This window comes from Halorhodospira sp. 9622 (assembly GCF_022228025.1).
Lineage (GTDB): Bacteria > Pseudomonadota > Gammaproteobacteria > Nitrococcales > Halorhodospiraceae > Halorhodospira > Halorhodospira halophila_A.
In genome coordinates this window covers 1-12,726 of sequence record NZ_JAJNRE010000007.1, presented here as the reverse complement: position 1 = coordinate 12,726, position 12,726 = coordinate 1, and the positions used below count along the sequence as shown (strand labels likewise).

The window sequence follows — 12,726 nt, the reverse complement described above, 5'->3', positions numbered from 1 at the left end:
TCGTTCGCGATCCGTAAAGTTTCGGGGCAGTATGGCGGCATGCTCGACCCGAGCCGCAACAGAACAATATTCCATTGAGGGAGGTAGAACATGGCGTCGACCGAACTGAGCCGACGAGAGCTCGCCAACGGCATTCGCGCCCTGGCCATGGACGCTGTCCAAAAGGCCAACTCCGGCCACCCGGGGGCACCGATGGGTATGGCGGACATCGCCGAGGTGCTGTGGCGGGACTACATGCGCCATGCGCCCCAGCGGCCGGGCTGGTTCGACCGCGATCGTTTCGTCCTCTCCAATGGTCACGGGTCGATGCTGCAGTATGCGCTGCTCCATCTGACCGGCTACGACCTCACCACCGACGACCTCAAGAACTTCCGCCAGCTGCACTCCCGGACCCCGGGGCACCCGGAGTACGGCTACACGCCGGGCGTGGAGACCACCACCGGGCCGCTGGGCCAGGGGCTGGCGAACAGCGTTGGCCTGGCGCTGGCCGAGCGGATGCTGGCGGCGCGCTTCAACCGCCCGGGCCACGAGATCATCGATCACTACACCTACGTCTTCATGGGCGACGGCTGCCTGATGGAGGGGGTCTCCCATGAGGCGTGCTCGCTGGCCGGCACCCTGGGGCTGGGCAAGCTGATTGCCTTCTACGACGACAACAGCATCTCCATCGACGGCAACGTCGAGGGCTGGTACACGGAGGATGTCCGCAAGCGTTTCGAGGCTTACGGCTGGCAGGTGATCGGCCCGGTGGATGGTCACGACGGCGAGGCCGTGCGGCAGGCCATCGAGCAGGCGCGCGCCGATACCAGCCGCCCGACGCTGATCGACTGCAAGACGGTGATCGGCTTCGGTGCGCCCAATCAGTGCGGCACCGCTGGCGTGCACGGTGCCCCCTTGGGCGAAGAGGAGATCGCCGCCTGCCGCAAGCAGCTGGGCTGGGAGCACGGCCCGTTCGAGATCCCCGAAGCCCATTACAAGGCGTGGGATGCGCGTGCTGGTGGCGAGCAGCTGCTCCAGGAGTGGGGCGAGCGCCTCGAGGCGTACCGCAAGGAACACCCCGAGCTGGCCGACGAGCTGGAGCGGCGGATGCGCGGTGAGTTGCCGGGCAACTGGCAGGAGCTGGTTGCCGAGGGCCTGGAGAAGTTCGCCGGCGGCAAGAAGGACGCCACCCGCAAGTCTTCCCAGGCGGTGCTCGGTCACTTCGGGCCGCAACTGCCCGAGCTGCTCGGCGGTTCCGCCGACCTGACAGGCTCGAACAACACCTGGTGGGACGGTTGCTCGACGGTCAGCCAGGAGCAGCCCGACGGCAACTACGTCTTTTACGGCGTGCGCGAGTTCGGGATGACCGCTATCATGAACGGCATCGCCCTGCACGGCGGGTTCATCCCCTACGGCGGCACCTTCCTGATCTTCTCCGACTACGCCCGCAACGCCGTGCGTATGGCGGCGCTGATGAAGCAGCGGGTGGTGATGGTCTACACCCACGACTCCATCGGCCTCGGCGAGGACGGACCCACGCACCAGCCTGTCGAGCAGCTGGCCAGTCTGCGCCTGATCCCCAACCTGCACGTTTGGCGTCCGTGTGACGCCCAGGAGACTGCAGCGGCCTGGGCGGCGGCCATCGCCCGCGAGGACGGACCGAGCGTGCTGGCACTGTCGCGCCAGGGCATGGAGCCGCAGCAGCGCAGCGGCGACCAAGCCCGGTCCATCGCCCGCGGTGGCTATGTCCTCAAGGAGGCCGGCTCCGGCAAGCCCGAGCTGGTCATCCTGGCCACCGGCTCCGAGGTGGATCTGGCCATGGCGGCCCGGGACCGTCTCGAGGGCGAGGGGCGCAGCGTTCGCGTGGTCTCCATGCCCTGTGTCGAGGCGTTCTGCGCGCAGGACGAGGCCTACCGTCAGCAGGTGCTGCCCGGTGATGTACCGCGGGTGGCCGTCGAGGCCGGTGCCACCGGCCTGTGGCAGGGCTGGGTCGGTCAGTGCGGCCTCGTAGTCGGCCTCGACACCTTCGGCGAATCGGCGCCGGGGCCGGAACTCTACGAGCACTTCGGCCTGACCGCGGACAGCGTGGCTGATGCGGGCCGGCGGGTCCTCGGCTGAGGGCCCCCGCCCGCGGGCGCAGAACCAGAATCGACTAGAGGAGAGTGGCCGTGAAAGCGAAGCGCATGACCGATCTCGACCTGGCGGGCAAGCGGGTGCTCATCCGCGAGGACCTGAACGTCCCGATCAAGGAGGGCCAGGTCGCCGACGATACCCGCGTGCGCGCTGCCGCCGAGAGCATCCGCCAGGCCATGCAGGCCGGTGGCCGGGTGCTGGTGATGTCCCACCTCGGGCGGCCCAAGGAGGGCGAATACGACGCCGAGGCCTCGATGGCTCCGGTGGCCCGCCGCCTGGGCGAGATCCTGGGTTGCGAGGTGCCGGTGGTGCGTGAATGGCTCGATGGCGTCGACGTTGCCGAGGGCGGCGTCGCGCTGGCGGAGAACGTGCGCTTTCAGCCCGGCGAGACCAAGGACGACGAGGATCTGGCCCGACGCATGGCGGCACTGTGCGATGTCTTCGTCATGGATGCCTTCGGCACCGCGCACCGTGCCCAGGCCTCCACCCACGGCGTGGCCCGTTTCGCGCCCGAGGCGTGTGCCGGTCCGCTGCTCGCCGCCGAGCTGGAGGCCCTGGGCAAGGCGCTGGACAACCCGGCCCGGCCGATGATCGCCATCGTCGGCGGCTCCAAGGTCTCCGGCAAGGTGCAGGTGCTGGAGGCGCTCACTCACAAGGTGGATCAGCTCATTGTCGGCGGCGGGATCGCCAACACCTTCATTGCCGCGGCGGGATACTCCGTCGGCAAGTCCCTCTATGAGGCTGACTTCGTCGAAACCGCCAAGCGCCTGATGCAAGAGGCCCGCGCCAAGGGTGGCGAGATCCCGATCCCCGAGGATGTGATCACCGCCAGGGAGTTCTCCGCGGACGCCGAGGCCAGCGTCCACCCGGTGGAGGCCGTGCCCGACGACGAGATGATCCTCGATGTCGGGCCGAAGACCCGTGCCCGCTACGACGGCATGCTGCGCAATGCCGGTACGGTGGTCTGGAACGGCCCGGTGGGCGTGTTCGAGATGGCGCCCTTCGCCGGCGGTACCGAGGCACTGGCCGAGGCCATTGCCGCCAGTGACGGCTTCTCGATCGCCGGCGGCGGTGACACCCTGGCCGCCGTGGAGCAGTTCGGCATCACCGAGCGGGTCTCCTACATCTCCACCGGCGGTGGCGCCTTCCTCGAGTTCCTCGAGGGTCGCGAGCTGCCCGGTGTTGCGGCCCTCGAGCAGCACGCGGCGGCGCATTCGTGATCGACGCGGTACTCAGTCAGGGAGTCGGTGGCGTGATGCCCCGCAGAACCAAGATCCTGGCGACCCTCGGGCCGGCGACGGACCGGCCCGAGGGCCTGGAGGCCGTCCTCGCCGCCGGGGTGGATGTGGTGCGCATCAACCTCTCCCACGGCGAGGCCAGCGACCACCGCCAGCGGGTCGAGGCCGTGCGCGCCTGGGGCGAGGCCCATGGTCGCCGTGTCGGGGTGCTGGTGGATCTGCAGGGGCCGAAGATCCGCATCGAGCGCTTTCGCAATGGCCCGATCCAGCTGCGCCGCGGCGACCCCTTTATCCTCGATCCCGCCGTGGATCCGGATGCTGGGGACCACACCCGCGTCGGGGTCGCCTACCGGGCCCTGCCGGATGACCTGCATCCCGGCGACGAACTGCTGCTCGACGACGGCCGCCTGGTGGTCCGGGTCGAGCGCATCGAGGGGACCGCCGTCCACACCACCGTGCAGGTTGGCGGTGAACTCAGCGATCGCAAGGGCATCAACCGCCGCGGTGGCGGGCTCTCCGCACCGGCGCTCACCGACAAGGACCGGGTCGATATCGTTACGGCCGCCGAGTTGGCCGCCGATTACGTGGCGGTCTCGTTCCCGCGGTGCGCTGACGACATCCACGAGGCCCGGCGGCTGCTCACCGAGGCCGGTGGGCGCTCCGGGATCGTGGCCAAGATCGAGCGCGCCGAAGCGCTGGACGCCGCCGAGGAGATCATGGATGCCGCCGATGCCATCATGGTCGCCCGCGGCGATCTCGGCGTGGAGATCGGCGATGCTGCGTTGCCCGAGGTCCAGAAGCAGCTCATCCAGACCGCCCGGGCTCGCAACCGGGTGGCCATCACGGCGACGCAGATGATGGAGTCGATGATCGACAACCCCATCCCGACGCGGGCCGAGGTCTTCGACGTGGCCAACGCCGTGCGGGACGGCACCGACGCCGTGATGCTATCGGCCGAAACCGCCACCGGCTCGTTCCCGGCCGAGACGGTGGCCGCCATGGACCGGGTCTGTCGGGCGGCCGAGCGCAGTCGCACGGTGACGGTTTCCCACCACCGGCTGGACGAGCACTTCACACAGGTCGACGAGACGGTGGCCATGGCGGCGATGTACGCCGCCAACCACTTCTCCATCAAGGCGCTGATCGCCATCACCGAATCCGGGGGAACGGCCTCGTGGATGTCGCGGATTAGCTCGGGGCTGCCGATCTACGTCCTGACCCGCCACCCGGAGACCCGGGGGCGGGTGACCCTCTACCGCGGCGTCTATCCGCTGGAGTTCGATGCCGAGCAGGAGGACCTCAACGCCCTCAAGAGCCGGCTACTGGCGCGCCTCTCCCGTCAGGGACTGGTCAACCAGGGCGACTACGTCCTGGTCACCCACGGCGAGGAGCTCGGTGCCGCGGGCGGTACGAACACGTTGCGCATCGTCTGCGTGGACGATTATCTCTAGAGTGAATGCACAGATAGCGGAGGAGTCGAGACTATGGCGATGATCACCCTGCGACAGCTGCTCGATCATGCAGCCGAGCACGGCTACGGCATGCCGGCGTTCAACGCCAACAATATGGAGCAGCTCCACGCCATCATGGAGGCGGCCAAGGAGTGCGATAGCCCGGCTATCGTCCAGGCGTCCGCCGGGGCCCGCAAGTACGCCGGCGTCCCCTTCTATCGGCACCTGATGGAGGCCGCCGTGGAGTCCTATCCGGACGTCCCGCTGGTGGTCCACCTGGACCACGGTGCCAACCCCGGTGCCTGCATGCGCGCCATCCAGTCCGGGTTCACCTCGGTGATGATGGACGGCTCGCTGAAGGAAGATGGCAAGACCCCCGCCGACTATGACTACAACGCCGGAGTGACCCGCCGCGCTGCCGAGATGGCGCATGCCGGCGGTGTCTCGGTCGAGGGCGAGATCGGCGTGCTCGGCTCCCTCGAAACCGGTGAGGCCGGCAAGGAGGACGGCGTCGGGGCCGAGGGCAAGATGGACAAGGACAAACTGCTCACCGACCCGGAGGAGGCGGCGCAGTTCGTCCGCGATACCCATGTCGACGCCCTCGCCATCGCCTGCGGCACCAGCCACGGCGCCTACAAGTTCACCCGTCCGCCCACGGGCGACATCCTGGCCATCAGCCGGATCAAGGAGATCCACCAGCGCCTGCCGGACACCCACCTGGTCATGCACGGCAGCTCCCAGGTGCCGCAGGAGTGGCTGGAGCTGATCAACCAGTTCGGCGGTGAGATCCCCGAGACCTACGGCGTACCGGTCGAGGAGGTCCAAGAGGGCATCCGCAACGGGGTGCGCAAGGTCAACATCGATACCGACCTGCGCCTGGCCTCCACCGGCGCGGTGCGCAAGCACCTGGCCGAGAACCCGTCCAACTTCGACCCGCGCAAGTTCCTGAAGGCCTCCACCGAGGCTATGAAGGAGATCTGCAAGGCCCGCTACGAGGCCTTCGGCTCGGCGGGGATGGCGTCCAAGATCAAGCCGGTCCCCCTAGAGACCATGGTCGAGCGTTACGAGTCCGGCGAGCTCGCCCCCAAGGTGAGCTGAACCGGGAGCTGTCCCCAGAGCCTTGGGGGGGGGGGCCCCCCCCCCCCCCCCCCCGCGGGGGGGGGCCCCCCCCCCCCCCGGCCAAGCCAGCGGGGAGCAATACCATGCGCAGGATTAGCGGTATTTTCCTCAAGGGGCTGCTGGCGGTTCTGCCGGCGGTCGTCACCCTCTATCTTCTCTACTGGCTGATCATGACCGCCGAGCGGGCGCTCGGGAGCGTCGTGCAGCTGATCATCCCCGAGACCTGGTATCACCCCGGCCTGGGCGTGGCCCTGGCACTGGCCGGCATCTTCGCCATCGGCGTCCTCCTCAACTTCTACCTTCTGCGCCGCCTGTGGGAGTGGTTCGAGCAGATCCTCCTGCAGCTGCCGGTGGTCAAGACCATCTACGGGGCGGTGCAGGACCTGACCGGGTTTGTCTCCCGGGCCGAGGAGCTGGGCGACCAGGTGGTCACGGTGCCGCTGCCCGGTAGCGATTACCGGGTGCTCGGCGTGGTGACGCGCAGGCAGTGGGCGGGGGTGGCCGAAGGGCTCGGTGACGAGCACACCATCGCCGTCTACACCCCCATGAGTTACCAGGTGGGTGGCTACACGCTGCTGGTTCCGGCCTCGGTGGTCGAGCCCGTCGATATGAGTGTCGAGGACGCCATGCGCTTTGCGGTCACCGCGGGGATGTCGACGCGCAAGAGCGCCTCGCTCGACGAGCTGCTCGAGGAACCGCCCGAGGGAGCGGAGAGGCAGCCGTGACCTAGCGACGACAAGAACAACAAAGCTCGCCCGTCTGCGGGGATCCCCCGGGGGCCCACAAGGCCGCCGGGTGCGGGACGGCCACCCGCCGTGTCGCGCCCCGTGGGTCCCGGCGACTCTTAACCAGGAGGTGGACCATGAAATCGATACCCGAGTTGCGCGACGATCCGGATCCGGAGGAGATCCAGGAGTGGCTCGACGCCCTGGATGCGGTGATCGAGCACGAGGGGCCCGAGCGGGCGCAGCAGATCCTCGAGCACCTGGTCAGCAAGGGCCGGCGCCGGCTCGGCCATCTGCCCTTCAAGGCCACCACCGGCTACATCAACACCATCCCCCGGCACCTCGAGGTGCGCCCGCCGGAGTACACCGATCACCACCTGGAGTGGCGTATCCGGGCGCTGGTGCGCTGGAACGCCATCGCCATGGTGGTTGCCGCCAACCGTGAGCACGACGGCATCGGCGGGCACATCGCCAGCTACGCCTCGGCCTGCACCCTCTACGAGGTCGGCTTCAACCACTTCTGGCGGGCGCCCAACGAGGAGCAGGACGGCGATCTGGTCTTCCTCCAGGGGCACTCCGCGCCGGGGATCTACGCCCGCGCCTTCCTCGAGGGGCGGCTCAGCGCCGAGCAGCTGGCCGGTTTTCGTCAGGACGTCGACGGCGACGGCATCAGCTCCTATCCCCACCCTTGGCTGATGCCCAACTTCTGGCAGTTCCCCACCGTCTCCATGGGCCTCGGCCCGATCCAGGCGGTGCAGCAGGCGCGCATGATGAAGTACCTGCACCACCGCGGGATCGAGGACACCGCAGACCGCAAGGTCTGGTGCTTCATGGGCGACGGCGAGATGGACGAGCCGGAGTCGATGGGCTCGATCGGCCTGGCCGCCCGCGAGCAGCTCGACAACCTGATCTTCGTGGTCAACTGCAACCTGCAGCGCCTCGACGGTCCGGTGCGCGGCAACGGCAAGATCATCCAGGAGCTCGAGGGCGAGTTCCGCGGCGCCGGCTGGAACGTGATCAAGGTGATCTGGGGCTCGCGCTGGGATCCGCTGCTCGAGCTTGACCACGAGGGGCTGCTGCAGCAGCGCATGGAGGAGGCCGTCGACGGCGAGTACCAGGCCTTCAAGGCGCGCGGCGGTGATTACACCCGCAAGCACTTCTTCGCCAAGTACCCGGAGCTGGAGAAGATGGTCGCCGGCATGTCCGACTACGACATCTACCGGCTCAACCGCGGTGGCCACGACCCGCACAAGGTCTACGCGGCCTACCACGCCGCGGTGAACCATACCGGGCAGCCGACCGTGATCCTGGCCAAGACCGTCAAGGGCTACGGCATGGGCGAGGCCGGCGAGGGGCAGAACATCACCCACCAGCAGAAGAAGATGGGTGAGAACGCCCTGCGCCGGTTCCGCGACCACTACGAGATCCCCATCCCCGACGAGCAGCTCAAGGAGACGCCCTTCTACAAGCCCGATGACGACGCCCCGGAGATGCGCTACCTCCACGAGCGTAGGCAGGCCCTGGGCGGCTACATGCCGGTGCGCTACGAGCGGGCGCCGGCGCTCGAGGTCCCGCAGCTCTCCGCCTTCGACGCGCTGCTCAAGGACAGCGGCGAGCGGGAGCTGTCCACCACCATGGCCTTCGTGCGCGCGCTGACGGTGCTCACCCGCGACAAGCAGATCGGCCAGCGGGTGGTGCCCATCATCCCCGACGAGGCGCGCACCTTCGGGATGGAGGGGCTGTTCCGTCAGCTCGGCATCTACTCCAACGTGGGGCAGCTCTACGAGCCCGAGGACGCCGATCAGCTGATGTCCTACCGCGAGGTGCAGACCGGGCAGATCCTCGAGGAGGGGCTGGATGAGGCCGGTGCCATGTCCTCGTGGATGGCGGCGGCCACGGCCTACGCCAACCACGGCGTCAACATGATCCCCTTCTACATCTTCTACTCCATGTTCGGCTTCCAGCGGGTGGGGGACCTGTGCTGGGCCGCCGGGGATATCCAGGCCCGGGGCTTCCTGATTGGTGGCACCGCCGGCCGGACCACCCTCAACGGCGAGGGGCTGCAGCACCAGGACGGCCACAGCCACGTCCTCGCCTCGACCATCCCCAACTGCGTCTCCTACGACCCGGCCTTCGACTACGAGCTGGCGGTGATCGTCCAGGACGGGCTGCGCCGGATGTACGCCGAGCAGGAGAACTGCTTCTACTACCTGACCGTCTACAACGAAAACCACACCCATCCGGCGATGCCCGAGGGGGCCGAGGAGGGCATCCGCCGCGGCATGTACCTCTTCCGCGCCGGCCCCAAGAAGAAGGGGCCGCGGGTGCAGCTGATGGGCTCGGGGAGCATCTTCCGCGAGGTGATCGCCGCCGCGGAGCTGCTCGCTGGCGATTTCGGCGTCCATGCCGATATCTGGAGCTGCCCCTCGTTCACCGAGCTGGCCCGCGACGGCATGGCCTGCGCCCGGGGCAACCGCCTCCACCCGGAGTCCGAGCGTCGGCAGTCGTACCTGCAGGCGTGCCTGGAGGGCTACAGTGGCCCGGCCATTGCCGCCACCGACTACATGCGCGCCTACCCGGATCAGATCCGTCCCTACATCGGACGCAAGTTCTGGTCCCTGGGTACCGACGGCTTCGGCCGCTCGGATACCCGCGAGAAGCTGCGGCGCTTCTTCGAGGTGGATCGCTACCACATCGCCGCGGCAGCCCTCTACGCCCTGGCCGATGAGGGCGAGATCGAGGCCGGGAAGGTCAGCGAGGCCATCGGCAAGTACCAGCTGGCGGCGGATGCCCCGAACCCGTGGGAGGTGTGACCGTGGCGGAACAGGAGCTCAAGGTACCGGATATCGGCGGCTTCGAGGCCGTGGAGGTGATCGAGGTCCTGGTCGCGCCCGGGGACCGGATCGAGCCGGAGCAGTCGCTGATTACCCTCGAGTCCGACAAGGCGAGCATGGAGGTGCCGGCGGAGGTCGGGGGCGAGATCCGGGCGGTGCACATCGCCGTCGGTGATATGGTCTCCGAGGGGAGTGTGATCGCCACCGTCGACACGGCCGCCGCCGATGCCGCATCCGGGCCGGCTGAGCCGGCGGCACCGGCCGAGGCCCCGGCTGCTGAGGGCGCCCCGGCCGAGGAAACGGCCGGATCGTCCGGAAGCGAAAAGCCGGCCGGCGGATCGGCGCCGGTGGCCCCTGCGCCCGCCCCGGCGGGCAGCGGCACAGGGCCCGCCGCGTCCAGCGGCGGGCAGCCGCCGATCGATCGCGACGGCCACCGCGCCGCCCACGCCAGCCCTTCGGTTCGTCGCTACGCCCGCGAGCTCGGCGTCGACCTCGGGCGCGTCAGCGGCAGCGGACGCAAGGGGCGTATTCGGCGCGAGGACGTGGAGGCCTACGTCAAGCGCGTGATGCAGGGCCAGGAGGTCCCGCCAACGGGTGCCGCCGCCGGCGCCCCGGCCGCCGAAGGGGTCGGGATCCCGCCGATCCCCGAGCAGGACTTCAGTCGTTTCGGCGAGGTGGAGCGGGTGGCGCTGACCCGCATCCAGCGGCTCTCGGGGCCGCACCTGCACCGCAGCTGGCTGAATGTCCCCCACGTCACACAGTTCGATGAAGCCGACATCACCGAGATGGAGGCCTTCCGCCAGTCGTTGAAGAAGGAGGCCGAGGCCCGGGGCGTGAAGCTCACCCCGCTGGCCTTCCTGGTCAAGGCGGCCACCGCGGCCCTCGCCGAGTACCCGCGTTTCAACGCCAGCCTCTCGGCGGACGGGCAGGAGCTGATCATCAAGCACTACTGCCATATCGGCGTGGCCGTCGACACCCCCGAGGGTCTGGTGGTCCCGGTCCTGCGCGACGCCGATCAGAAAGGCGTGCTGCAGATCGCCGAGGACCTCGGCGCCCTCTCGGCCAAGGCCCGCGACGGCAAGCTCTCTCCGGCGGACATGCAGGGAGGCTGTTTCTCCATCTCGAGCCTCGGTGGCATCGGTGGTACGGCGTTCACGCCCATCGTCAACGCCCCGGAGGTGGCGATCCTCGGCGTCTCCAAGTCGGAGACCCGGCCGGTGTGGGATGGGCAGGCCTTCCAACCGCGGCTGATGCTCCCGTTGTCGCTCTCCTACGACCACCGCGTCATTGACGGCGCCATGGCCGCCCGGTTCACCACCTACCTGAGCCAGGTCCTCGGCGACCTGCGCCGGCTGGTGCTGTAAGGGGCGCCCAGCGGGCGGGGGCGGCCGCCGGCCGCCCCCGCGCAAACCAGCGCCGGCGTGCTGCGCCGGCGGACTCGGCAAGGATTGGAGCACGGCATGGCTGAGCAACAGGTCAAGGTACCGGATATCGGCGGCTTCGAGGCCGTGGAGGTCATCGAGGTGCTGGTCGGACCGGGGGATCGGGTCGCGTCCGAGCAATCACTGATCACCCTGGAATCCGACAAGGCGAGCATGGAGGTGCCCGCATCCGCGGCCGGGGTGGTGCGTGAGGTGCACATGGCGGTGGGCGATACGGTCTCCGAGGGGTCTCCGATCCTGACCCTCCAGGCGGAAGAGGCCGCCGGCGGTGATCCGGCTGCCGGCGAGGGCGCGGCCGGTGGGGCCGCCACCGGGGCACCCGCCGAGCAGACCCCGGCGGACGAAGGGGTGGCCGCGGCCGCCACCGATGCCCCGCAGGAGGCGGACTGCGACCTGGTCGTCCTCGGCGCGGGGCCGGGGGGGTACAGTGCCGCCTTCCGGGCCGCCGACCTAGGGCTGAAGGTGATGCTGGTGGATCGGTACCCGGTCCTCGGCGGCGTCTGCCTGAACGTCGGCTGCATCCCCTCCAAGGCGCTGCTCCACGCCGCCAAGGTGGTGGACGAGGCGGATCAGTTCGCCGCCCACGGGATCGCCTTCGGTAAGCCGAAGATCGATCTGGAGCGGCTCAACGACTGGAAGCGCGGCATCATCAAGCAGCTGACCCAGGGGCTGGCCGGCATCGCCAAACAGCGCAAGGTTGAGGTGGTCACCGGCGAGGCGACCTTCGCCGATGCCCACCACCTGCGGGTGGCCGGTGAGGAGGGAACGCGGACCATCAGTTTCCGGCACTGCATCATCGCCGCCGGGTCGCGGCCGGCGATCCCGCCGTCGCTGGCCGTGGACGACCCGCGGGTGATGGACTCCACCGGTGCCCTCAAGCTCGAGGAGATCCCCGAGCGATTGCTGGTGGTTGGCGGCGGGATCATCGGCCTGGAGATGGCCTCGGTCTACTCCGGGCTGGGCAGCAAGGTGACGGTGGTCGAACTCTCCGACCGGCTCATGCCCGGGGCCGACCCGGATCTGGTCAAGGTCCTGCGCAAGCGCCTGGCCAAGCGCTGCGAGGCGATCCACCTCAACACGGAGGTGACCGGGGTCAAGGCGAACAAGAAGTCGCTGACGGTCACCTTGAGCGGTGCGGATGCCCCGGAGAGTGACCGCTTCGATCGCGTCTTGGTGGCGGTGGGCCGCCGTCCGAACAGCGACGGTATCGGCCTTGAGGCCGCCGGACTGACGCCGGGCGATGACGGCTGCCTGAGCGTGGACGAGCACATGCGCACCGCAGTGCCGCACATCCACGCCATCGGCGATATCGTCGGCCAGCCCATGCTGGCCCACAAGGCGGTGCACGAGGGCAAGATCGCCGCCGAGGTGATCGCTGGGGAGAAGAGCGCCTGGGACGCCCGGGCCATCCCCTCGGTGGCCTACACCGATCCGGAGGTCGCCTGGGTGGGGGTGACCGAGGAGCAGGCGAAGGCCGAGGGGATCGCCTACGAGAAGGGGGCCTTCCCGTGGGCGGCCAACGGTCGCGCGCTGTCGCTCGATGCCAGCGATGGCGTCTCCAAGATCCTCTTCGATGCGGACACTGGGCGGGTGATCGGCGGCGGCATCGTGGGCCCCGGTGCCGGCGATCTGATCGGCGAGATCGGCCTGGCCCTGGAGATGGGGGCGGATGCCCACGACATCGGTCTGACCGTCCATCCCCACCCGACCCTCTCCGAGACGGTGGCCATGGCGGCGGAGATGGCCAGCGGCAGCATCACCGATCTGCTGCCGCCGAAAAAGCGCAAGTAGCTGCCGCTCGTCGC

At 69.0% G+C, this 12,726-nt stretch carries 8 protein-coding genes; all 8 read left to right on the top strand.

The window, feature by feature from the left end; translation table 11 throughout:
- Positions 1–90 precede the first annotated feature (90 nt).
- The 8 genes from tkt (at position 91) to lpdA (ending at position 12,712) form a co-directional block, all read left to right on the top strand.
- Positions 91–2,097, top strand: coding sequence for a transketolase (tkt, locus tag LRG07_RS05550; protein WP_201169884.1), 2,007 nt, complete (start codon positions 91–93; stop codon positions 2,095–2,097).
- A gap of 50 nt (positions 2,098–2,147) precedes the next feature.
- On the top strand, positions 2,148–3,332 hold the full coding sequence (locus tag LRG07_RS05545; RefSeq protein ID WP_201169882.1) for a phosphoglycerate kinase: 1,185 nt from the start codon (positions 2,148–2,150) through the stop codon (positions 3,330–3,332).
- 35 nt (positions 3,333–3,367) lie between these two features.
- Positions 3,368–4,801, top strand: coding sequence for a pyruvate kinase (pyk, locus tag LRG07_RS05540; protein ID WP_201169880.1), 1,434 nt, complete (start codon positions 3,368–3,370; stop codon positions 4,799–4,801).
- A 33-nt stretch (positions 4,802–4,834) separates the two neighbouring features.
- The gene (fba, locus tag LRG07_RS05535) at positions 4,835–5,899 is read left to right on the top strand and encodes a class II fructose-bisphosphate aldolase (protein WP_201169878.1); all 1,065 of its coding nucleotides are present in this window, start codon (positions 4,835–4,837) and stop codon (positions 5,897–5,899) included.
- A 104-nt stretch (positions 5,900–6,003) separates the two neighbouring features.
- Positions 6,004–6,645, top strand: a complete 642-nt coding sequence (locus LRG07_RS05530) for a DUF502 domain-containing protein (RefSeq protein WP_201169876.1) — start codon at positions 6,004–6,006, stop codon at positions 6,643–6,645.
- A 137-nt stretch (positions 6,646–6,782) separates the two neighbouring features.
- Positions 6,783–9,458 carry a pyruvate dehydrogenase (acetyl-transferring), homodimeric type gene (gene aceE, locus LRG07_RS05525; protein ID WP_238641949.1) on the top strand — a complete coding sequence of 892 codons (2,676 nt, stop codon included), beginning with the start codon at positions 6,783–6,785 and terminating at the stop codon, positions 9,456–9,458.
- Between the two features lie 2 nt (positions 9,459–9,460).
- Complete coding sequence (gene aceF / locus LRG07_RS05520) at positions 9,461–10,843, top strand: dihydrolipoyllysine-residue acetyltransferase (protein WP_201169871.1); 1,383 nt, start codon at positions 9,461–9,463, stop codon at positions 10,841–10,843.
- A gap of 96 nt (positions 10,844–10,939) precedes the next feature.
- Positions 10,940–12,712, top strand: coding sequence for a dihydrolipoyl dehydrogenase (gene lpdA / locus LRG07_RS05515; RefSeq protein ID WP_238641948.1), 1,773 nt, complete (start codon positions 10,940–10,942; stop codon positions 12,710–12,712).
- Positions 12,713–12,726: the final 14 nt, after the last annotated feature.

What these genes read in the sequence shown, in the direction of transcription:
- tkt (WP_201169884.1), top strand. Translation starts at nt 91, where the DNA reads ATGGCGTCGACCGAACTGAGCCGACGAGAGCTCGCCAACGGCATTCGC.
- pyk (WP_201169880.1), top strand. Translation starts at nt 3,368, where the DNA reads ATGCCCCGCAGAACCAAGATCCTGGCGACCCTCGGGCCGGCGACGGAC.
- fba (WP_201169878.1), top strand. Translation starts at nt 4,835, where the DNA reads ATGGCGATGATCACCCTGCGACAGCTGCTCGATCATGCAGCCGAGCAC.
- LRG07_RS05530 (WP_201169876.1), top strand. Translation starts at nt 6,004, where the DNA reads ATGCGCAGGATTAGCGGTATTTTCCTCAAGGGGCTGCTGGCGGTTCTG.
- aceE (WP_238641949.1), top strand. Translation starts at nt 6,783, where the DNA reads ATGAAATCGATACCCGAGTTGCGCGACGATCCGGATCCGGAGGAGATC.
- lpdA (WP_238641948.1), top strand. Translation starts at nt 10,940, where the DNA reads ATGGCTGAGCAACAGGTCAAGGTACCGGATATCGGCGGCTTCGAGGCC.